Genomic DNA, 20,021 nt, shown 5'->3' with positions numbered 1-20,021 from the left:
GAAAAAAGGCCCTCAGATGAGCAAACCCGAAACTCCCTATCGCAAGCGCGCCCTGGGCAACCGGCCCTTGCGGCCCGAAACCCTGATGATGAGCTATGGCTTTGACGCCAAGCTCTCTGAAGGCGCGATCAAGCCGCCCATCTTCCAGACTTCGACCTTCGTGTTTTCGAGTGCGGAAGAGGGCGCAGCCTTTTTCCGTGTCATGGGCGGACGCGCGGTGGATGGTGATCCGGCTGCACCGGGCCTGATGTATTCGCGCTTCAACAATCCCAATGTGGAAGTGCTCGAAGACCGGCTGACCCTGTTTGATGGCGCGGAGGAGGCGTGTGTCTTCTCCTCCGGCATGGGTGCAATTTCCACAGTCCTGCTGGCCTTCGCCAAGGCAGGCGATGTGGTGCTGCAATCGACCCCGCTCTATGGCGGCACCGAGACGCTGATCCGCAATATCATGCCCAATTACGGTATCGCGATGGAGGACTTTGTCGCCGGTGCGCCGGACGATGAAATCCGCGCGCAGGCCGAGGCCGCGATGAAGCGCGGGCGCGTGGCGATGATCTACACCGAGACCCCGACCAACCCCACCAACGAGATCGTTGATCTGGCGCTGATGAAGACGCTGGCCGATGAGATCGCCAAGCGTCAGGGGCATCGCCCCGTCATCGTGGTCGACAACACGGTGCTCGGTCCTATCGGGCAGTCGCCGCTGGCCCATGGCGCCGATCTCGTCATCTACTCGCTGACCAAATATATTGGCGGGCATTCCGACCTTATTGGCGGTGCAGCGATGGGTTCGAGCGAAGTGATGGCCCCGGTGCGCAAGCTGCGGTCGGCCATTGGCACCAATCTCGATCCCAATACGTGCTGGATGCTGGCCCGCTCGCTGGAGACCGTAACCTTGCGCATGCAGGCCGCGTTTGACGGTGCGGCAAAGGTCGCTGCCTATCTGAAAGATCACCCGAAGGTGGAGAAGGTGCGCTATCTCGGCTTCCTGGAGCCGGGATCACGCGATCATACCGTGCATCAGCGCCAGTCGGGCGAGTTTCACGGCTCCACCTTCGCCTTCGACGTGACAGACGGGCAGGAAGGGGCTTTCCGCATGCTCAATGCACTCAAGGTCATCAAGCTGGCGGTCAGCCTTGGCGGCACCGAGACGCTTATCTGTCATCCCGGCTCCACCACCCATTCCGGCGTCGATCCGGCCTTGCGTGAGCGGCTGAAGTTCGCGCCCGGCATGGTGCGGGTATCCATCGGTATCGAGCATCCAGACGATCTGATTGCCGATCTCGAGCAGGCGCTTTCACACGTCTGATACGGCATGCAGCAGAATATCGGGCAGGCATAGATGAGCGCGCTTACCTTATCGGCGGATGAGAAATCCGTCCTCGGCTGGATAGACGGTGAAGGCGATTCCATGATCGCCACCGTCCGGCGCTGGGCAGACATCAATTCGGGCAGCCGCAATGCGGCAGGGCTTGAGGCGATGCAGGCCGAGCTGAAGGAGGCGTTCTCACGGCTCGACGCACGCATGGAGACGGTCGAACTGGCGCCGTCCGAAACCGTCACGCCCGATGGCGAGATCAGGCCGGTGGAGTACACGCCCGCGCTGAAAGTCTCTGCCCGCCCCGATGCGCCGGTGCGTGTGGTGCTGACGGGTCATTCGGACACGGTTTTCGCCGCCGATCACCCCTTCCAGACCTGCCGTGATGTGGACAGCGATACGCTTAACGGTCCCGGCGTGGCGGACATGAAGGGCGGGCTTCTGGTCATGGTGCACGGGCTTCTGGCGCTGGAGCGCAGCCCGTGGGCGAAGAATGTCGGCTATGACGTGCTTATCAGCCCGGATGAGGAAATCGGCTCGCTGGGTTCCGGCCCGGTGCTGGCGGCACTCGGCGCGAAGGCCCATGTCGGCATGACGTATGAGCCAGCGCTCGCTGATGGCTCGCTGGCCGGCGCGCGCAAAGGCTCGGGCAATTTCTCCCTGCGGGTGAAGGGCCGGGCCGCCCATGCGGGGCGAGAGCACCATTTGGGACGTAATGCCATTGTCGCCGGTGCGGCCTTCGCCAAGGCGATAGATGCGCTTAATGGCCAGCGGGAGGCCGTGACGATCAATGTCTCGCGCATTGATGGCGGCGGCGCGCCCAATGTGGTGCCGGATGTGGCCGTCGTACGCTTCAATGTGCGCGTGGGTGATGAGGACGATGCGCGCTGGGCCCGGCAGGGGATCGAGCGCGCGGTAGCCGAAATCAACACACGCGACGGTATCATGGCGGATCTGCATGGCGGGTTCACCCGCCCGCCCAAGCCGATGACGCCGGCAAACTTGCGCATGTTTGAATGGACGCGTGAAGCAGGTCGCACCATCGGCCTGGACCTGAAATGGAACCCGACCGGCGGCGTCTGCGAGGGCAATAATCTGTGGGCGTCGGGCTGTCCGAATGTGGATACGCTGGGTGTACGCGGCGCTGATATCCATTCAGACCGGGAGATCGCCAAGCTCTCAAGTTTCACCGAGAAGGCGAAGCTGTCGGCTGTCATGCTGATGAAATTTGCCCAAGGCGAGTTCGATGCCCGCGAGGCGCGGGCGCTCGCCAATGCCCTTTAGGAACAGGAATATACGGCCATGTTGATGGTGCGTTCGGCGCGTAGCGCGGATCATTCATCCTTTACCGCCCTGGCGGCCTCGGCCGGGACCGGCTTTACCAGCCTGGCGGTCAGCGCCGATGCGCTGGCTGAAAAGCTTAGCCGGTCCGAACAGGCGTTTGCCGGGAAAATTCCTGATCGCTCCGACGCGGCCTATCAGCTGATGCTGGAGGACACCGAGAGCGGCAAGGTGCTCGGCACGGCGGCGGTCAAAGCCGCAGTGGGGATCAAGAAGCCGTATTTCGACTTCAAGATCATGACCTTCGCGCAAGCCTCCAAGGAGGCGGGCCAGCGCTTCGACATGGAAGCGATGATGCTGGTCAATGATTTTGCCGGCTGCACCGAGGTCGGCTCGCTCTTCGTGTCGGACGCGGCGCGCGGGCGCGGGGCAGGGCGGCTGATGGCGCAGTCACGCTATCTGCTGATCGGCGCAGACCGCTCGCGCTTTGGCGAGCGCGTGGTGGCTGAATTGCGCGGCGTGGTCGACGAGGCGGGCGAGTCCGTCTTCTACAATCACGTTACCCGGCCATTCTTCCGCATGACGTTTGACGAGGCCGACCGGATGAGCGCCTCCACCGACAACCAGTTCATCCTTGACCTGATGCCCACCCACCCGATCTATCTCGATCACTTGCCCCCGGGCGTGCGCGAGGTGATGGGCAAGACCCACCCGCACGGCGTGAATGCAAAGCGTCTGCTGGAATGGGAAGGGTTCGAATATCACCGCTATGTCGATATTTTCGATGGCGGCCCGCTGGTGGACTGCCCGGTCGAGCGTATCCGCACGCTCCGCGAAAGCCGGGTGCTGACGGTCGGCGAAGCAGGCAGCGAGACGGTAGAGGCGATGGTCTCCACCGACCGGATGGATGATTTCCGCCTGGTGCGATGCGAGGTCCGCGTCAGCGATAACACGGTTGCGCTGGGCGATGACGTGCGGCGCGCGCTCGATCTGAGCGATGGGAACACAGCAAGAGTATGGGTGAATACATGAGCGGCAACAGCCTCTTTATCGACGGCGAATGGGGCAAGGGCGCAGGCGAAGCCTTTGCCTCTCTTGATCCGGCCAGTGGCGAGACGGTGTGGAGCGGCAATGCCGCCAGCGCGGCCGATGTACGCGCGGCCTTTGCTGCGGCCCGCGCGGCATTTCCTGACTGGGCGCTGACAGATTTCGACACCCGGCGCGCCATTGTCGAGCGCTTCGGTGCAATCCTGGTGGAACGGAAAGATGCTTTCGCCGAGCTGATCTCGCGCGAGACCGGCAAACCCTTGTGGGAAGCACTCGGCGAGGCTGGCGCGATGGCGGGCAAGATCGCCATTTCGATCAAGGCGCGCGAGGAGCGGGCAGGGCGGCGCGTGGAAGCGTCGGAGTTCGGCGAGGCCGTGCTGGACCACAAGCCGCTGGGCGTATTGTTCGTGCTGGGGCCGTACAACTTCCCCGGCCATCTGCCGAACGGCCATATCGTGCCTGCGCTTCTGGCGGGCAATACGCTGGTCTTCAAACCCTCCGAGCTGACGCCCGCCACGGCTGCGCTGATGGTGGAATGCTGGCAAGAGGCGGGCCTGCCGAAGGGCGTACTGAACCTCGTACAGGGCGCGCGCGAGACCGGCGCGGCGGCGCTGGATGATGCGGAACTCGACGGCGTGCTCTTCACCGGCTCGTGGACGACCGGCGCCTTCATCCACAGGAAGTTTGCCGGGCGCACCGGCATCCAGCTCGCGCTGGAAATGGGCGGCAATAACCCGCTCGTGGTCTGGGATGCGAAGGATTCCGACGCAGCAGCCCGCATCGCCATCCTGTCGGCCTATATCAGCGCCGGTCAGCGCTGCTCGTGTGCGCGCAGGCTTATTGTGCCGGAAGGCGCAGCCGGTGATGCGGTGGTCAGCGCGGTTGCGGACATGGCCGGGCGCCTGACCATCGGGGCGTGGAACACCAATCCTGAACCCTTCATGGGGCCGCTGGTGACGCCGCATGCCGCAGATGCGGTCATCAAGGCGCAAGCTGATCTGGCTTCGCTCGGCGGCAAAGTGCTGCTGGAGGCAAAGCGCCTGGACGCTGGCCCCGCCTTTGTCAGCCCCTCGCTTATCGATGTAACCGGGCTTGAAACGCCAGATCACGAAGTCTTCGGGCCGCTATTGCAGGTGCGCCGGGCGAAGAGCTTTGCGGATGCGCTCACCGAGGCCAACAACACCGCCTACGGCCTTGCCGCGGGGCTGGTCAGTGATGATGCGGCCCTGTGGAAGCGGTTCTGGGCGGGTTCGCGCGCCGGTATCGTCAACTGGAACCGGCCGACCACAGGAGCTGCGTCCTCCATGCCGTTTGGCGGGCCGGGCCAGTCCGGCAATCTGCGCCCCAGCGCGTACTACGCAGCCGATTACTGCGCCTATCCGGTCGCGACACAGGCTGCGCCTGAGCTTGCGCCCCTGCCGGTGAAAGGCATCTGATGAGCGCCTTGGAAGCCAATTTCGACGGGCTGGTCGGCCCGACGCATAATTATGCCGGGCTCGCCGAAGGTAATCTCGCCAGCGCGAAGAATGCGGGCAATATTGCTGCCCCGCGCGCCGGTGTGCTGGAGGGGCTGGCCAAGGCCAAACGCCTTGCCGATGCCGGGCTGGTGCAGGGTTTCCTGCCGCCGCATGAGCGCCCTTTTATCCCCGGCCTTCGCGCGCTCGGCTTTACCGGCACGGACGGCCAGGTCTGGGAGAGCGCCTTTCGCCGCGCGCCGGTGCTGGCACGTAACATGGCCTCGGCCAGTCCGATGTGGGCGGCCAATGCGGCCACGGTTTCTCCCAGTGCAGACACAGCCGATGGCCGCCTGCACATGAGCGCGGCCAATCTTCTCTCCACCCTTCACCGCTCCATCGAGGGGCCGCAGACGGCGCGGGCCTTGCGCGCCATCTTCCCCGATGAGGGCCGGTTTGCGGTGCATGACCCGCTGCCGATGCAGTCTGCGTTTGGTGATGAGGGCGCGGCCAATCATGTGCGCCTGTGCGCCGAGCATGGCGCGCCGGGCGTGGAAATCCTCGTCTATGGCCGTGACGCATTTGAAAGCTGGCAGGCGCGCTTTCCGGCCCGCCAGACAAAGCAGGCGTGTGAGGCGATTGCCCGCCGCCACGGGCTTGATCCTGAACGCACCGTGATCGTGCGCCAGTCACGCGCCGCCATTGAGGCAGGGGCCTTCCACAATGATGTAGTGTGCGTCGGCAATGGCCGGGTTCTCTTCTTCCACGAGCTGGCCTTTGAGGACACGGAAGCCACACTCGATGCCATCCGCGCGGCGGCCAAGGGCCTGTTTGATCCGGTCTTTGTCGAGGTGGCGCAGGACGAAGTGCCGATAGAAGACGCCATCACCAGCTATATCTTCAACTCCCAGCTTCTCGACTGGCCGGGCGAAGACCGCATGGTGCTGCTCGCCCCCAAAGAGACGCAAGAGACCGCCTCAACGCGCGCCTATTGCGAGCGCATGGTGGCGGGCAATGGCCCGATAGGGCGCGTGGACTTTGCCGATGTGCGCCAGTCCATGAGGAATGGTGGCGGGCCTGCCTGTCTGCGCCTGCGCGTCGTGCTGACGCCGGCGGAGCTAAAGGCTGTCAATCCGGGCGTGATGCTGGATGACCGGCTGTTTGCCGCGCTGACCGACTGGGCCAAGACCCATTACCGCGAGAGCCTGAGCCTGACGGAGCTGGCTGATCCCGCGCTGGTGGATGAAAGCCGCGCGGCGCTGGATGCGCTAACGCGTATCATGGGTCTGGGCGGCGATTTCTACGATTTTCAGCGGGCCTAGATAGACGGCTTTAGAGATCAAAAGTCCCGACCACGGGCACGTGGTCGGAGGCTTTTTCCTTGCCCCGCACATCCTTGTGAATCTCGACCGATTTCAGGCGGTCAGCCGCCTGCGGCGAGCACAGGAGATGGTCGATGCGGATGCCGTTATTCTTCTGCCACGCACCGGCCTGATAGTCCCAGAATGTGTACTGGTGCGCGCGGCCATCGAGATGCTGGAAGGCTTCGGTAAAGCCCAGCCATTGCAGCGCAAAGAAGGCATCGCGGCTGGCCGGCAGGGTCAGCGCATCGCCCTCCCACGCGGCCGGATCATGCACATCGGCGTCGCGCGGAATGACATTGTAATCGCCCGCCAGAACCAGCGGTTCTTCATAGGCCAGGAGCCTGGCCGCGTGCGTGTGCAGGCGCGCCATCCATTCCAGCTTGTAATCGTATTTCGGCCCCGGAGCCGGATTGCCATTGGGCAGATAGATGCTCGCCACGCGCACCGGGCCCCCCGACGCGCTGATGACCGCCTCGATATAGCGGGCCTGTTCTTCCTCGCCATTGCCACCGGGCAGGGCGCGCTCGGCCACTTCCTCAATGGGAAAGCGCGAGAGCAGGGCGACGCCGTTATAGCTCTTCTGGCCCACCGTCTCGATATTATAGCCCAGCCGCTCGATCTCCTCGCGCGGGAAGCCCTCATCCTGGCATTTGATCTCCTGCAGGCAGGCAATGTCGGGCTTTGCCTCGCCCAGCCATTCGAGCACGTTGGGCAGGCGCGCCTTGATGGAGTTCACATTCCATGTGGCGATTGAGAGAGTCATGCTAGACTGCCTTGGTCGAGGGTTGGGTATTTCAGGCTGATCGGGGCCGGACATGAACACAGACCCGGTGGACGACATTTCCGGCCGACGCCGGCGCATCACCTTTCTAGCAGTTCTCACCCTGTTGCTGGCAAGTGTGGCTGCAGCGGCGGTCGCGCTGTTCGGCGCGGCGACTTGGGGCGCGTCGATGATGGCCTATGCCGGTGCGGTGGAAAGCGGTGCGGACCGCGATCTCATGCGCGTGGTTTTGTATTTCCTGCTGGCCGGACCGTTCGTGGCCGGGGCAGGGCTTCTCATTGGCTGGATCGTGTTCTGGACGCGCAGGCCCGGCGCTGGCGTAGCGTGGGTCTTCCTGCCATCCCTTCTCTGGGTGGGCCTTCTGACCGGCTATATGTGGGCGATTTCAACCTTCTGCGCGGGGGAGTTCACGTGTGGGGTGTGAGGTTATCCCATCCATTCGTCATTCCGGGCGGAGCGTAGCGGAGACCCGGAACCCAGCTCTTTTGGTTGCGTAACGCATTCTTCGCGAAGGCGGGTGATGTGCAGAGCATCAGAAAAAAGCTGGGTCTCCCGTCGGTGCGGGAGACCCCGGCTGTGTTGCCATTCTGAAAATCCTGCCAACTTGACCGATACCATCTCCACCGGGGTCCCCCGCCCCGCCTGTCCCCGTGAAAACGGGGAACGGGGACCCATTCTCAGGTCAAGCATCCCGCCACCTCGCGTTTCACCGGCGAAAGCCGGTGTCCAGCCCTCTTCTTGCCCAGCAGCGCATCCGCATTATCAAGAAACTGGATCCCGACTTTCGTCGGGAAAGCTCGAATGAGGAAGCAGGAAAACTAAAACCCCTCAAAGCTCGCAAATTCATCCACGTCCGCGCGCCGTGTGCGCAGCTGGTTCACCTTCGCGCTTTTGTCCGCATGGCCGAGTGCCAGCCCGCAATAGACGATTTGCGGCTTTTCGATGCGAAGCGCCTTTGCCACGGTTCCGGCGTGCAGCGTCCACGCTTCCTGCATGCAGGTGGCGAGCCCTTTGCTTTCAGCGGCGAGGCAGAAGCTCATCATAAACATGCCAAGATGCGCCCATTGATTGGGATTCATCCGCTCATCGATGGAGAAGAACACGCCCACCGGCGCGCCGAAAAATTCGTAATTGGCCATCAGGTGCGAAAGGCGCGCGCCCTTGTCCTCGCGCGGTATGCCCAAAAGCTCATACATGTCCTCGCCGACCTGAAAACGGCGCGAGCGATAGGGCTCCCACAGGCTTTCGGGATAGACCGGGAAGGCGGATTCGTTGGTGAAGGGATCGGTGGAGAGCTTTTTCTGCACCGCGTCGATCACGCGCTGGCGGGCAACACCCGCCACCACATGCACCTGCCAGGGCTGGAGATTGCCACCAGAAGCTGACCAGCGCGCGGCATCGAGCAGCTCGCGCACTTCCGCCTCGCTGACGGGCGTATCGAGAAAGGCGCGCGTGGAAATGCGGCGCTTCAGAGCGTCGATAACGTCCATGGTTCAGCCCCCAGAAAGTTATGGAGAAATCAGATCGAAAAGCTCGTCCCGCAGCCGCAGGCAGCGGTGGCGTTGGGATTGTGGATGCGGAAGGATGCGCCGATCAACTCGTCGACATAATCGATCTCAGACCCTTTGAGGAAATCGACGCTCATCTCGTCAATCAGCACGGTGGCACCGTCGCGCTCGATGGCTAGGTCATCTTCGCTGCGCTCGCTCTCCAGATCGAACTGATAGGAAAAGCCGGAACACCCGCCGCCAATCACCGAGACGCGCAGGAATTGCTTGTCCTGGCCTTTCAGGATCTGAAGGATCTGGCGGGCGGCTGTCTCTGACAGGCTGATCTGGGCTTCGCTCATGGCGTTCTACGGTTCCCGACTGGCAATACACCCGATATATGGACGCAGAGGACCGCCGATGGAAGGGCTGGCCCCGTGAAGGAGTGATGTTGATGGTGTTCACCCGCGCGCCCTATGCCTGCGATCCGGCGAAAACGCGCGGGCGGCTGCATCACCAGGCCGAGAGCGCCACGCGCTCGGCTTTCCAGCGTGACCGGGACCGCATCATCCACTCCACGGCCTTTCGGCGGCTTAAAGAGAAGACGCAGGTTTTCGTCGCCCATGAGGGCGATCATTTCCGCACCCGCCTGACCCATTCGCTGGAAGTCGCCCAGATTGCCCGCACGCTGGCGCGCGCCCTGCAGGTTGATGAGGACCTCGCGGAAGCCGCCGCACTCGCCCATGATCTCGGTCATCCGCCCTTTGGCCATTCGGGCGAGGACGGGCTTGCCGATGCGATGAAGGGCTTTGGCGGGTTTGACCACAACGCCCAGACACTGCGCGTCATCACCCTGCTGGAGCGGCGCTATCCGGAGTTTGACGGGCTGAATCTGGCCTGGGAGACGCTGGAGGGCGTGGTCAAGCATAACGGTCCGCTGATGAAGAAGGGCGATGATCCGGCGAAGCTGCCCTGGGGCTTTACCGCCTATGAGGACTGGCGCGGGCTGGAGCTGCACACCCATTCCTCGGTCGAGGCGCAGATTGCCGCCCTGTCGGATGATATCGCCTACAATAATCACGATATTGATGACGGGCTGCGCGCCGGGATATTGAAGCTGGACGAGGTGATGGAATTGCTGCTGGTGGGCGATGTGTTCCGGGCCGTGCGTGAGCAATATCCCGATATCGGCACCAGCCTGACCATTCACGAGGCGATCCGCCGCCTCATTGGGCTGATGGTCAATGATGTGCTGGAGGAAACCCGCGCGCGGCTGGCGGCTTCAGGCGTCGACAGTCCCGAAGCGGTGCGTGCGCTGGACCATCCGGTGGTCAGCTTTTCTGAAAGCATGCTGGTGCAGCTGTCTGCGGTGCGCCGCTTCCTCTACGCAAACATGTATCTGCAATACAAGGTCAAGCGCGCCAAGGAGAAGGGCAAGCGGATCGTGAGGGAGCTGTTCGAGGCTTTCCTCAATGATCCCGCCTTGCTGCCGACCGAGTTCCACCGCCAGGCCGATACGCCCGGCAGCCCGGAGACGGCGCGTGTGGTGTGCGACTACATTGCCGGGATGACAGACCGCTATGCGATCGATCAACATCGCCAGCTCTTCCATGTAGAAGCCTGGCGCTAAAACCTGTGGAAGCTGCGCGCCGCAGCCGCGCATGGCCGGCCACTAATTGATACTCTGTTAACCAGAGGCGCGTGCACTGATTCGCGCCAATCGCCGTCAACGGGAAAACCATGCCCTCTCGGGACCGAAACTCGACCGATTACGATCCGGACGCCTACGACACGTTCGATGCCCGCGATGACGGGCAGGGGCGGCGCGGGCCGATATTGCTGCTGGCCGCCGCCATCGTGCTGGTGCTGTTCCTCGGCGTCGTCTGGAGCGCGTATAATCTGGGCGTGCGCGAGCGCAATACCGCGCCAATCCTGACCGCCGACGGTCAGCCCTGGCGCACCGCGCCGGAGGATCCGGGCGGGTTTGAAACACCGGGTCAGGACATTGAAGCCTATGCCCTGCGCGAGCGCGGCGCTGTCGAGACGGTGGAAATTGATCCGGCTGTGCGGCCCGGCCCGGAAGAGCCGGTGGTCCAGCCAGAGCGTCCGGCCCTGACCGTTGAGACCGAAGATGCCGACCGGCTGGCCCTGCCGCGTGAGGAGGGGCCACGCGAGGAAGCCACTGCGCCGAGTGAGCCGGTTGCCGAGGACACGCCGCCCGAACCGGAAACGCGCCCTGCTGAGCAGCAACACCCAGCCGAGGAGCGCCAGCCTGCGCGTGAAGAGCCGCGTCCGGCCCCGCCGGCTGCCAGCGCCAGCGGTAATTTCGTGGTGCAGATCGCCGCCTTCCGCACGATCGAGGAGGCCGAAGAGGCGTGGATTGCCTTCGTGACCCGCTTCCCCGATCTGGCGTCCGGGCGGAACCCCTCCATTGTCGAGGCCAATCTGGGCGCGCGCGGCATTTATCACCGCCTGCGCATTGCCGCGTTTGAAACGCGCGATGATGCCTCGCGCTATTGCCAGACGCTTTCCTCGCGCGGGCAGGACTGTCTGGTGGCGGCAAGATGAGTGTGACGGCGGCGATCTATGGCCTGATGGGTGAAAGCCCGACGCCGGAGGAGAAAGCCTTCTTCCGCGATGCGGACCCGTGGGGCTTCATCGTCTTTGCCCGCAATATCGACCGGCCCAAGCAGATCATCCGGCTGATGGGCGAGCTGCGCGATTGCGTGGGCCGCGACGCGCCCATTTTCATCGATCAGGAGGGCGGGCGCGTGCAGCGCCTCAAGCCTCCGCTCTGGCGTGCCGCGCCGCCTGCGGCCCGCTTTGGCGAGCTGTGGGACCGTGAGCCGGAACTGGCGCTCGAAGCCGTGCGCCAGAACCACCGCCTGCTGGCGCAGGAGCTGCGTGATCTGGGCATTGATTGCGACTGCGCGCCGGTGGTCGATCTTGCCATTCCCGGCGCCGACGCGGTGATTGGCGACCGTGCTTTTCACGCCGAACCCGGCCCCGTCGCCGAGATGGCCCGCGCCGCGCTGGCGGGCCTGAAGGATCAGGGCGTGGCCGGTGTCATCAAGCACATACCCGGCCATGGCCGCGCCGATGCCGACAGCCATTTTGCCTTGCCGGTCGTGGGCGAAGATCATGAGACCCTGCACGAAACCGATTTTGCCGCCTTCAAGGGCGTGGCCGATGCTGCGTCCATGGCGATGACGGCCCATGTCACCTACACCGCGATTGACGCGGAAAACTGCGCCACCCTGTCAAAGGATGTGATCGCGCAGATTATTCGCGGCGAGATGGGCTTTGACGGCCTGCTGATGAGCGATGATCTCTCCATGAAGGCGCTCGACGGCACGCTGCGCCAGCGCGGCGAGCGGGCGCTCAGCGCCGGGTGTGACATGCTGCTCCACTGCAATGGCGAGCGCGCAGAGATGGTGGAGGTGGCACACGCCGCCATCACGCTCTCCGGCAAGGCGCTGGAGCGGGCAAAGGCGGCAGAAGAGGCACGCGGCACGGCCCAGGGGCTGGACGCCGCCGCCACCCACGACGCCATGGCGCGCTGCTTTGCCGAGGCCGGGCTGGAGGCACCCGCGCCGTGAGTGATCTGTTCGAGGAAGATGTCCGCTTTGAAGCGGCAGGCGAGGCCGAGGACACGGGCAGCGCGCTGATCCTCGACATTGAGGGCTGGGAAGGCCCTTTGCACCTGCTCTTGCATCTGGCGCGCAAGAACAAGGTGGATCTGGCGAAAATCTCCATCCTGGCGCTGGCCGAGCAGTATCTCGTCTTTATCGAGGCGGCGCGCGAGAAACGGCTGGATATCGCGGCTGATTATCTGGTCATGGCGGCGTGGCTCGCCTATCTGAAGTCGCGCCTGCTATTGCCGAAACCGCGCCCGGAAAGTGATGAGCCGGAGCCGGAAATGATGGCGGCCGCGCTCGCCTTCCGGCTGATGCGCCTTGATGCGATGCGCGCAGGCGGCGAAGCGCTTTACGACCGGCACCTGCTAAAGCGCGATGTGTTCGAGCGCGGCGCGCCCGAAGGCGTACGCTCTATCCGCGCACCGCAATACGAGGCGAGCCTGTTTGACCTCTTGAAAGCCTATGCCGGTACGCGCGAGAAGTTTGCCTTTTCCACCTATGAGCCTGAAAAGCCGAAGGTTTACAGCCTGGAAGCGGCCCGCGCCCGCCTCAGCCTTCTCTCAAAGCGCCTGACGGGCTGGGAACGGCTGGACAGCCTGTTGCCGGGCGCGGACGAGCTGGGGCCGGATGCGCCGCCGCCGCAGTCGCTGATGGCGTCCTCGCTGCTGGCGGCGCTGGACATCACCAAGGATGGTGAGGCGTGCTTGCGTCAGGAGGCGGTCTACGGCCCGATCTGGATGCGCGGGCAGGAGGGGCGTCCATGAGCGATCCGATTGCCGAAGCGATTGCCCGCCTGCGCGCGCGCCAAGGCCCGCAGGGCGGGGACGGGCAGTCTGGTCCGCATACGCTCGCCGAACCCTCGCAGCAGGCGATACGCATGGCTGAGGCCCTGCTGTTCGCTGCGTCCGAGCCGCTGGATGCTGAAACGCTGGCCGCGCGCCTGCCTGCGGGGACAGACATCCCCGCCACCATCGCCGCCCTGCAGGGCAAATATGCCGATGCGGGCGTGCGGTTGAGCGAGGTGGGCGGACGCTGGCGGTTTGAAACCGCGCCGGACCTGGCCCATTTGCTGGCGGAAATCCGCGAGGAGCCGAAAAAGCTCTCCCAGGCCGCTCTGGAAACGCTCTCCATCATCGCCTACCACCAGCCGGTCACGCGCGCCGAGATCGAGGAGATACGCGGCGTTGCTGTCTCCAAGGGCACGATTGATCTTCTGTTCGAACTGAAATGGATACGCCTGCGCGGCCGCCGCCGCAGCCCCGGCCGGCCCGTCACTTTCGGCACGACAGACACCTTCCTGGAGTATTTCGGCCTGGCGGCGATCACTGATCTGCCGGGGCTGGGTGATCTGAAAGCCGCGGGGCTGCTTTCCTCGCGCCTGCCGGCCAATTTCGACATTCCCGATCCTGCGCGCCTTGCCGATAATGAGGACCCGCTGGACGATGAAGACAGCGCGCATTTCCATCTCGACTTCCTGGAAGGCGCTGACGATGAGCGTGAGGAGTAGGGGGTAGTCGCCCTGATCCTTCGAGACGCCCTTCGGGCTCCTCAGGATGGGGGCGCAGGAGTGCTTTTCCCTCATCCTGAGGGCGAGCGAAGCGAGTGTCTCGAAGTATCAAGGGAAAAGCAACAGCGCCGCCCCACCTGAACCCGCCATTGGACCCTTGCGCGATAATCCTTTACGGGTATAGGCCAGTGGCCGTAACGGCATTCCCGCACGGAGAGCGCACATGGGACCGCATTGGAGCATTTTTGTCATCGTTGGCATTCTCGTGCTCGTCCTGTTTGGCGGGCGCGGGCGCATTTCCGCGATGATGGGCGATTTCGCCAAGGGCATCACGGCCTTCCGCAAGGGGCTGAAAGATGACAGCAAGGATGAGGACGCCGCCGAAGAGCGCCCCGCCGCCAGCATCTCTGCCGAGACGCGCGAAGACGAGCGGACAGGCTCTTAAGCCCGTCAGGAGCTAGAGTTCCATGAACCCCGGCTTTGGCGCTGCCGAGCTTATCATCATCGTCATCCTTGCCCTTGTGGTGGTGGGTCCCAAAGACCTGCCGCTGATGATGCGCAAGGCCGGACGCTTCATTGGCCAGATGCGGGCCATGGCGCGCGATTTCCAGAACAGTTTTGACGAGCTTGGCCGCGAGGCGGAGCTGGCCGAGCTGAAAAAGGAAGTTGAGGCGCTCAAGAAAGCCAACCCGGTCTCCGAAGTGACCGAAGAGCTTCGCGCAGCCGAAGCCGATCTGAAACGCTCTGCGCTGGACAAGCCGCATCCGCGCGCCGCAAAGCCTGCCAAGCCAGCGCTGGGTGACGAGGCGATGCTGCCGCTGGACACGGATGCCAGTGAGACCAGCAAGGCGGATGCCGAGCCGTCTGCAACGCGTAAGGACGCCTAGGCCATGTCAGGCGAGAAGCTGGCAGCCCCGCAAGGGCCGGAGACCGATGACGAGGTGGAATCCTCGCGCGCGCCGCTGATGGAGCATCTGACCGAGTTGCGCACCCGGCTGATCTGGGTGCTGGGCGCGGTGGCGCTGGCCTTCGTGCTCTGCTTTGCCTTTGCCGAGTGGATCTACAACATCCTGCTGGTGCCGTTTGAAGAGGCGGCGCGTCAGGTGCGCGGCGAGGATTTGCAGCTCCAGCTCATCTTCACAGGCCCGCTGGAGTTTTTCTTCGTCAAGCTGAAGCTCGCTTTGTTTGGCGCCATCATCGTGGCCTTCCCGATGATCGCCTATCAGGTCTGGGCCTTTGTCCGCCCCGGCCTCTACAAGAATGAGCGGCTCGCCTTTGCGCCCTTCCTGATCGCCTCGCCGGTCCTGTTCGCGGCCGGCATCGCCTTTGTCTATTACTTCATCCTGCCCTTCGTTATGGGCTTTGCGCTGGGTCAGGAACAGACCGGGGAGGAGGGGCGCTCGGCGATCCAGCTCCTGCCGCGCGTGTCGGAATATCTCAATCTCGTCACCACGCTGATCCTGGCGTTCGGCATTTCCTTCCAGCTGCCGGTCCTGCTCTCCCTGCTGGGCAAGGTGGGGATCGTCAATTCGGGGCAGCTCATCCGCTTCTGGAAGTTTGCCGTGGTTGGCATTGCCGTCTTTGCCGGCTTTGTCACCCCGCCAGACCCGATCAGTCAGATATTCCTCGCCGCGGCGATGTTCGGCCTTTACGGCCTTTCCATCCTTGCGGTGAAGATGGTCGAGCCGAAAGAGGCTGAGGGGTAGGGGGACGTCACCTCTTCGTCGTTCCCGCGGAGGCGGGAACCCAGAGCCGCCTAGCAATTACTTCGCTCTACGATCACTGGATCCCGGGTTCCCCGTTTTCACGGGGACAGGCAAGCCCGGGAACCCGGTTGAGAGGTAAAAGCAGAAAACACCGGGGTCCCCGGCCCCGACCGGGGACCCAGAAAAAGCCGGGCATGGGCGACCAGCTTCCGCGTTTTCGCGGGCCGGGAGTTCAGACTTATATGAGCGCCCGCCACCCGATATCGCGGCGGTAGACGCCTTCGGGCCAGTCGATCTCGGTTATAGCCGCATAGGCCCGATCCACGGCTTCGCGCAAGGTGTCGCCGGTCGCCGTGACGTTCAGCACGCGGCCGCCATTGGCGATGAAATTGCCGTCCGCGTCGAGCGCGGTGCCCGCGTGGAAGATCATCACGCCTTCCCCGTGGCCGGCATGGTGCAGGTTGCGGATGACCGATCCTTTTTCCGGCGTTCCGGGATAGCCGGGCGCGGCCATCACCACCGTCACGGCGGGCTTGGGGTTGGCGTCCATGGGAAGAAGCTGCGCGAACTCGCTGGCGCGCATGCCGCCGGTGGATGCCGCGAGCAGAAGCGGCACGATATCGGCCTCCAGCTGCATCATCAGCACCTGACATTCCGGGTCGCCAAAGCGGCAGTTGAACTCGACCACTTTCGGGCCGTCCGGTGTCACCATCACGCCGATATACAAGACGCCGCGATAGGGCATGCCGTCACCGGCCATGCCGCGCAGCATCGGCACGGTCACCTCGTCCTCCACCCGTTTCATCAGTTCGGGCGTCATCACCGGGGCGGGCGCATAGGCGCCCATGCCGCCCGTATTGGGGCCGGTATCCCCATCACCGATGCGCTTGTGGTCCTGCGCGGCGGGCAAGGTGAGATAATTGATGCCGTCGGTGATGACGAAGATGGAGGCTTCCTCGCCCTCCATGAATTCCTCGATGACCAGCTCTGCCGACGCGCCGCCAAACTTGCCAGACAGCATGTCGGAAAGCTCGGCCTCGGCCTCCTCGCGCGTCCCGGCAATGACGACGCCCTTGCCGGCGGCGAGGCCATCGGCTTTCAGCACGAAGGGGGCGCTTAGCGTATCGAGGAAGGCTTTTGCAGCCGCCACATCGGTGAAGCGGCCATAGCGCGCGGTCGGCACGCCATAGGCGGCCATGCGGTCCTTGGCAAAGCCCTTGGAGGCTTCCAGCTGGGCTGCGGCCTGGGAGGGACCGAACACGTCAAATCCGCGCGCGCGCAGCATGTCGGCAAGGCCCTTGGCGAGCGGGGCTTCCGGGCCGATCACGATCAGGTCGGGTTCGAGCTGCAGGGCGAGCTTCTGGATACCCTCCACATCATCGGCGGCGACATCAAAGCACGGCCCCAGAAGATCAATGGCCGGGCTGCCGGGCGCGCACCAGATCGTGTCCACGAGGGGGCTCTGCGCGATCTTCCAGGCCAGCGCATGCTCGCGCCCGCCAGAGCCGATGATGAGGATGTTCATGGCCGCCCCTGTTTTCGTCTTGGCTATGGCCGTCTCTTAGCGGGGCTGCACGCCTCTTGTCGACCGCCGGGCGGCATTACGGCTAGTCTGGCACCGAAACGACTCAAGGGCCGAAATGACCGACCTTACCAACGCACCGGAATATACCGTCTCCGATCTTGCCCGCGCGCTCAAACGCACGGTGGAGACCGAGTATGGCCATGTGCGCGTGCGCGGCGAGCTGGGCCGGGTGACGGTTCCCAAATCCGGCCACATGTATCTGGACCTGAAGGACGCTGAAGCCGTCATTGACGGGGTGATGTGGAAAGGGTCGGTCTCGGCGCTCTCCTTCCGCCCGGAAGAGGGGCTGGAAGTGATTGTCGAGGGGCGGCTCTCCACCTTCCCCGGCCGGTCCAAATACCAGATCATCATCGAGCGCATGGAGCCTGCGGGCGCTGGCGCGCTGATGGCGCTGCTGGAAGAGCGCAAAAGAAAGCTCGCCGCCGAGGGCCTGTTCGCGCCAGAGCGAAAAGCCGCCATCCCCTACCTGCCGCGCGTGGTGGGGGTGGTGACATCGCCCACGGGCGCGGTGATCCGCGATATTCTCCACCGGCTGGATGACCGGTTTCCGGTGCATGTCCTCATCTGGCCGGTGCTGGTGCAGGGCGAGGGGGCAGCCGCCCAGATTGCCGCCGGCATTGAGGGGTTCAACGCGATTGCGCCCGGCGGGCCGGTGCCGCGCCCGGATGTGCTGATCGTCGCGCGCGGTGGCGGCTCGGTGGAGGATTTGTGGGCCTTCAACGAGGAAATCGTAGTCCGCGCGGCTGCCGCCTCGCAGATACCGCTCATCTCCGCTGTCGGCCACGAAACCGATACCACGCTCATCGATTTTGCCTCCGACCGGCGCGCGCCGACGCCAACGGGCGCGGCCGAAATGGCGGTGCCGGTGCGCCGGGAGCTGGTGGAACGCATTGAGGGCGCGCGCGGGCGATTGTCAGCGGCGCTGCTGCGCACGGTGGAGCGTAAAGAATCCGATCTGCGCGCCGCCTCGCGCGGTCTGCCCCGGCCCGAAAGCCTGCTGGGCGATGCCCGCCAGCGGCTGGACTATGCGCATGAAGCGCTGGTGCGTGGGCTGACGCTCGGCATTGAGCGGCGGCGCGGCACGCTGGAGCGGTTGGCCGTACAATTGCGTCCTCGCAGCCTGGAGCGCGAGATCGCTGAACGCCGCCAGAGGCTCGCGCAGGCCGGTGAACGCATGCGCGCGGCCAATCTTAGACGGCTTGGCGATGATGGCCGCAGGCTGGCCGCTCTGACCTCCACGCTGGAGGCGCTCTCCTATCACAATGTCCTGAAACGCGGATACGCCATTATCGAGGATGCGAAGGGCGCGCTGGTGCGTTCTGCCGGTGATCTGGCGCCCGGCGATAGTGTCACCTTGCGCCTGCATGATGGCGAGCGCGCGGCCGCGATTGCGGGCGGCGTGGCCCCGCCACGCAAGGAAAAACCGGCCAGCAAATCCAGACCCGCCAAGGCCGGTTCTTCGCAGCAAGGCTCGCTTTTCTAGCGGCATTCCATGCAAAAGCACCGCTGACGTGGTAGATTTCGCCCCATAAGGCCGGTTAGCGGCTGCTTTCAGGGAGGATTCTTCATGCGTGTATTTCTCACCAGTGTTGCGAGCCTTGCTCTTCTGGCCGCCTGCAATGGCGAAGCGCCGGAGACTATCGACGAGGCCCCCGATGAAGCCGTTGATGAAGCCGCCGATGAGGGTGCCGGTGCGATTGAGAGCACTGCAGAAGACGCCGAAGACATGCTCTCTGACCTTGCCGGTGCGGTCGAAGACGAGGTTCAGGCGGCGATGGACGCGCCGTCGCTGGAGCAGGTTCTGGCTGCGCCGCGCCGCGAGGCCGACCGCGCCCGTGACCAATACCGCAATCCACGCGAGACGCTGGAGTTCTTCGGTGTCCAGCCGGGCGACACCGTGGTCGAGGCGCTGCCAGGCAGTGGCTGGTATGGCCGCATCCTTGCGCCCTGGCTCGCGGCTGAAGGCGAGTATTACGGCCTGAACTATTCCATGGGCATATTCGAGCAGATTTTCCCGAATATGAGCGAGGAGCAGCGCGTCAGGTTTGAAGGCTGGGAAGCGGGCTTCCCCGGCATGGCCGCTGAATGGGGTGGTCAGGCCGCCGGCACCTACACGCTGGGCTCCATTCCCGATAGCGCAGCCGGTACGGCAGACGTGGTGCTCTATGTCCGCGCGCTGCACAACATGGCCCGCTTTGGCGAGATGGATGTGGCCGTGAATGATGCCTGGACGCTTTTAAGGCCCGGTGGAACGGTGGGCGTGGTCCAGCACCGTGCGCCAGCCGATGAAACCGATGAGCGCGCCGATGGCTCGCGGGCGTATTTGCGTGAAGCCGATGTCATCGCGGCCTTCGAGGCGCGCGGCTTCATTCTGGAGGCGTCGTCAGAGGTCAACGCCAACCCGGATGATCCGGCCGATCACGAGATCGGTGTGTGGGCGCTGCTGCCTACCCTTGCCGGTACCGATGAGGATCGCGAGGAGCGCATGTCCATCGGCGAAAGCGACCGCATGACGCTGCGGTTCAGAAAGCCGTAGGGGCTGCAATCACTCTTTTCTCGTCGTTCCCGCCCCCGCCTGCGGGGGGTGACGATCCTTGGCTAGCCCACCCTTGCGTTTTCCCGGCGAACGCCGGGATCCAGACTTTTTGAATTCCGCAACGCATCCCCCGATCGTAGCCGGGGGCAGGCCGCGTTGCGATGTTCCGCGAACCCCCGCCTGTGCGGGGGCAGGCAGTCGCGGGCGCGCGTTCGCGCTTTTGGGCGCTGCGCGCCGTTTCTGGGCACCGGCTTGCGCCGGTGAAACGCGGGGAGGAGCGGAAACCTCTCAGGCTGTCATCCTCCGGCCGCGTAGCG

Annotated in this window: 20 protein-coding genes; 16 read left to right on the top strand and 4 right to left on the bottom strand. The window is 64.2% G+C overall.

Features of this window, described 5'->3' with window-relative positions:
- The first annotated feature begins 16 nt into the window (after positions 1-16).
- The 5 genes from AB6B38_RS05945 to astB are packed head-to-tail and all read left to right on the top strand — an operon-like array spanning position 17 to position 6,422.
- Positions 17-1,309, top strand: a complete 1,293-nt coding sequence (locus AB6B38_RS05945; protein ID WP_371394858.1) for a cystathionine gamma-synthase family protein — start codon at positions 17-19, stop codon at positions 1,307-1,309.
- Positions 1,310-1,342: 33 nt separating this feature from the next.
- Positions 1,343-2,602, top strand: a complete 1,260-nt coding sequence (locus tag AB6B38_RS05940; protein WP_371394857.1) for a hydrolase — start codon at positions 1,343-1,345, stop codon at positions 2,600-2,602.
- A gap of 18 nt (positions 2,603-2,620) precedes the next feature.
- The gene (locus AB6B38_RS05935; protein WP_371394856.1) at positions 2,621-3,631 is read left to right on the top strand and encodes an arginine N-succinyltransferase; all 1,011 of its coding nucleotides are present in this window, start codon (positions 2,621-2,623) and stop codon (positions 3,629-3,631) included.
- Positions 3,628-5,082, top strand: coding sequence for a succinylglutamate-semialdehyde dehydrogenase (astD, locus tag AB6B38_RS05930; protein WP_371394855.1), 1,455 nt, complete (start codon positions 3,628-3,630; stop codon positions 5,080-5,082). Before AB6B38_RS05935 ends, astD begins: the two co-directional genes overlap by 4 nt.
- Positions 5,079-6,422, top strand: coding sequence for an N-succinylarginine dihydrolase (gene astB, locus AB6B38_RS05925; protein WP_371395076.1), 1,344 nt, complete (start codon positions 5,079-5,081; stop codon positions 6,420-6,422). Before astD ends, astB begins: the two co-directional genes overlap by 4 nt.
- Before the next feature lie 10 nt (positions 6,423-6,432).
- On the opposite strand, the gene AB6B38_RS05920 is transcribed toward astB, so the two are convergent.
- Entirely contained in the window at positions 6,433-7,227 is a 795-nt protein-coding gene (locus AB6B38_RS05920; protein WP_371394854.1) for an exodeoxyribonuclease III, read from the bottom strand.
- A gap of 52 nt (positions 7,228-7,279) precedes the next feature.
- Between AB6B38_RS05920 and AB6B38_RS05915 the strand changes: the two genes are divergently transcribed.
- Positions 7,280-7,669 carry a hypothetical protein gene (locus AB6B38_RS05915; RefSeq protein WP_371394853.1) on the top strand — a complete coding sequence of 130 codons (390 nt, stop codon included), beginning with the start codon at positions 7,280-7,282 and terminating at the stop codon, positions 7,667-7,669.
- Positions 7,670-8,063: 394 nt separating this feature from the next.
- Here the strand turns inward: AB6B38_RS05915 and AB6B38_RS05910 are convergent, their stop codons facing one another.
- On the bottom strand, positions 8,064-8,735 hold the full coding sequence (locus AB6B38_RS05910; RefSeq protein WP_371394852.1) for a nitroreductase: 672 nt from the start codon (positions 8,733-8,735) through the stop codon (positions 8,064-8,066).
- Positions 8,736-8,764: 29 nt separating this feature from the next.
- Complete coding sequence (gene erpA / locus AB6B38_RS05905; protein ID WP_371394851.1) at positions 8,765-9,094, bottom strand: iron-sulfur cluster insertion protein ErpA; 330 nt, start codon at positions 9,092-9,094, stop codon at positions 8,765-8,767.
- Positions 9,095-9,186: 92 nt separating this feature from the next.
- On the opposite strand from erpA, the gene AB6B38_RS05900 reads away from it, so the two are divergent.
- From AB6B38_RS05900 to tatC, 8 genes are all read left to right on the top strand, one after another.
- Complete coding sequence (locus AB6B38_RS05900) at positions 9,187-10,362, top strand: deoxyguanosinetriphosphate triphosphohydrolase (protein ID WP_371394850.1); 1,176 nt, start codon at positions 9,187-9,189, stop codon at positions 10,360-10,362.
- 110 nt (positions 10,363-10,472) lie between these two features.
- On the top strand, positions 10,473-11,300 hold the full coding sequence (locus AB6B38_RS05895) for an SPOR domain-containing protein (protein WP_371394849.1): 828 nt from the start codon (positions 10,473-10,475) through the stop codon (positions 11,298-11,300).
- Positions 11,297-12,331 carry a beta-N-acetylhexosaminidase gene (nagZ, locus tag AB6B38_RS05890; protein WP_371394848.1) on the top strand — a complete coding sequence of 345 codons (1,035 nt, stop codon included), beginning with the start codon at positions 11,297-11,299 and terminating at the stop codon, positions 12,329-12,331. The genes AB6B38_RS05895 and nagZ overlap by 4 nt, the downstream gene beginning before the upstream one ends.
- Positions 12,328-13,134, top strand: coding sequence for a ScpA family protein (locus AB6B38_RS05885; RefSeq protein WP_371394847.1), 807 nt, complete (start codon positions 12,328-12,330; stop codon positions 13,132-13,134). Before nagZ ends, AB6B38_RS05885 begins: the two co-directional genes overlap by 4 nt.
- Positions 13,131-13,877, top strand: a complete 747-nt coding sequence (gene scpB / locus AB6B38_RS05880; protein WP_371394846.1) for an SMC-Scp complex subunit ScpB — start codon at positions 13,131-13,133, stop codon at positions 13,875-13,877. Before AB6B38_RS05885 ends, scpB begins: the two co-directional genes overlap by 4 nt.
- Positions 13,878-14,100: 223 nt before the next feature.
- Positions 14,101-14,322: a Sec-independent protein translocase TatA gene (locus AB6B38_RS05875; protein ID WP_127566289.1), complete on the top strand. Its 222-nt coding sequence runs from the start codon at positions 14,101-14,103 to the stop codon at positions 14,320-14,322.
- Positions 14,323-14,344: 22 nt separating this feature from the next.
- Positions 14,345-14,764 carry a Sec-independent protein translocase protein TatB gene (tatB, locus tag AB6B38_RS05870; protein ID WP_371394845.1) on the top strand — a complete coding sequence of 140 codons (420 nt, stop codon included), beginning with the start codon at positions 14,345-14,347 and terminating at the stop codon, positions 14,762-14,764.
- Positions 14,765-14,767: 3 nt separating this feature from the next.
- Positions 14,768-15,583, top strand: coding sequence for a twin-arginine translocase subunit TatC (gene tatC, locus AB6B38_RS05865; protein WP_371394844.1), 816 nt, complete (start codon positions 14,768-14,770; stop codon positions 15,581-15,583).
- 238 nt (positions 15,584-15,821) lie between these two features.
- Here the strand turns inward: tatC and purD are convergent, their stop codons facing one another.
- A complete protein-coding gene (gene purD, locus AB6B38_RS05860; RefSeq protein ID WP_371394843.1) occupies positions 15,822-17,108 on the bottom strand; it encodes a phosphoribosylamine--glycine ligase in 1,287 nt (428 codons plus the stop codon).
- 115 nt (positions 17,109-17,223) lie between these two features.
- On the opposite strand from purD, the gene xseA reads away from it, so the two are divergent.
- Positions 17,224-18,651 carry an exodeoxyribonuclease VII large subunit gene (xseA, locus tag AB6B38_RS05855; RefSeq protein ID WP_371394842.1) on the top strand — a complete coding sequence of 476 codons (1,428 nt, stop codon included), beginning with the start codon at positions 17,224-17,226 and terminating at the stop codon, positions 18,649-18,651.
- An 84-nt stretch (positions 18,652-18,735) separates the two neighbouring features.
- Positions 18,736-19,704 carry a class I SAM-dependent methyltransferase gene (locus AB6B38_RS05850; protein ID WP_371394841.1) on the top strand — a complete coding sequence of 323 codons (969 nt, stop codon included), beginning with the start codon at positions 18,736-18,738 and terminating at the stop codon, positions 19,702-19,704.
- The last annotated feature ends 317 nt before the right edge of the window (positions 19,705-20,021 follow it).

It is taken from the genome of Glycocaulis abyssi (genome assembly GCF_041429775.1).
Taxonomy (GTDB): Bacteria; Pseudomonadota; Alphaproteobacteria; order Caulobacterales; family Maricaulaceae; genus Glycocaulis; species Glycocaulis abyssi.
Note: the sequence above shows the minus strand (reverse complement) of the source record. Positions and strands in the feature narration are given on the sequence as shown.

What these genes read in the sequence shown, in the direction of transcription:
- AB6B38_RS05920 (WP_371394854.1), bottom strand. Translation starts at nt 7,227, where the DNA reads ATGACTCTCTCAATCGCCACATGGAATGTGAACTCCATCAAGGCGCGC.
- AB6B38_RS05915 (WP_371394853.1), top strand. Translation starts at nt 7,280, where the DNA reads ATGAACACAGACCCGGTGGACGACATTTCCGGCCGACGCCGGCGCATC.
- AB6B38_RS05945 (WP_371394858.1), top strand. Translation starts at nt 17, where the DNA reads ATGAGCAAACCCGAAACTCCCTATCGCAAGCGCGCCCTGGGCAACCGG.
- AB6B38_RS05850 (WP_371394841.1), top strand. Translation starts at nt 18,736, where the DNA reads ATGCGTGTATTTCTCACCAGTGTTGCGAGCCTTGCTCTTCTGGCCGCC.
- tatB (WP_371394845.1), top strand. Translation starts at nt 14,345, where the DNA reads ATGAACCCCGGCTTTGGCGCTGCCGAGCTTATCATCATCGTCATCCTT.
- scpB (WP_371394846.1), top strand. Translation starts at nt 13,131, where the DNA reads ATGAGCGATCCGATTGCCGAAGCGATTGCCCGCCTGCGCGCGCGCCAA.
- AB6B38_RS05900 (WP_371394850.1), top strand. Translation starts at nt 9,187, where the DNA reads ATGGTGTTCACCCGCGCGCCCTATGCCTGCGATCCGGCGAAAACGCGC.
- AB6B38_RS05895 (WP_371394849.1), top strand. Translation starts at nt 10,473, where the DNA reads ATGCCCTCTCGGGACCGAAACTCGACCGATTACGATCCGGACGCCTAC.
- nagZ (WP_371394848.1), top strand. Translation starts at nt 11,297, where the DNA reads ATGAGTGTGACGGCGGCGATCTATGGCCTGATGGGTGAAAGCCCGACG.
- AB6B38_RS05935 (WP_371394856.1), top strand. Translation starts at nt 2,621, where the DNA reads ATGTTGATGGTGCGTTCGGCGCGTAGCGCGGATCATTCATCCTTTACC.
- AB6B38_RS05875 (WP_127566289.1), top strand. Translation starts at nt 14,101, where the DNA reads ATGGGACCGCATTGGAGCATTTTTGTCATCGTTGGCATTCTCGTGCTC.
- xseA (WP_371394842.1), top strand. Translation starts at nt 17,224, where the DNA reads ATGACCGACCTTACCAACGCACCGGAATATACCGTCTCCGATCTTGCC.
- erpA (WP_371394851.1), bottom strand. Translation starts at nt 9,094, where the DNA reads ATGAGCGAAGCCCAGATCAGCCTGTCAGAGACAGCCGCCCGCCAGATC.
- AB6B38_RS05940 (WP_371394857.1), top strand. Translation starts at nt 1,343, where the DNA reads ATGAGCGCGCTTACCTTATCGGCGGATGAGAAATCCGTCCTCGGCTGG.
- tatC (WP_371394844.1), top strand. Translation starts at nt 14,768, where the DNA reads ATGTCAGGCGAGAAGCTGGCAGCCCCGCAAGGGCCGGAGACCGATGAC.
- astD (WP_371394855.1), top strand. Translation starts at nt 3,628, where the DNA reads ATGAGCGGCAACAGCCTCTTTATCGACGGCGAATGGGGCAAGGGCGCA.
- purD (WP_371394843.1), bottom strand. Translation starts at nt 17,108, where the DNA reads ATGAACATCCTCATCATCGGCTCTGGCGGGCGCGAGCATGCGCTGGCC.
- AB6B38_RS05910 (WP_371394852.1), bottom strand. Translation starts at nt 8,735, where the DNA reads ATGGACGTTATCGACGCTCTGAAGCGCCGCATTTCCACGCGCGCCTTT.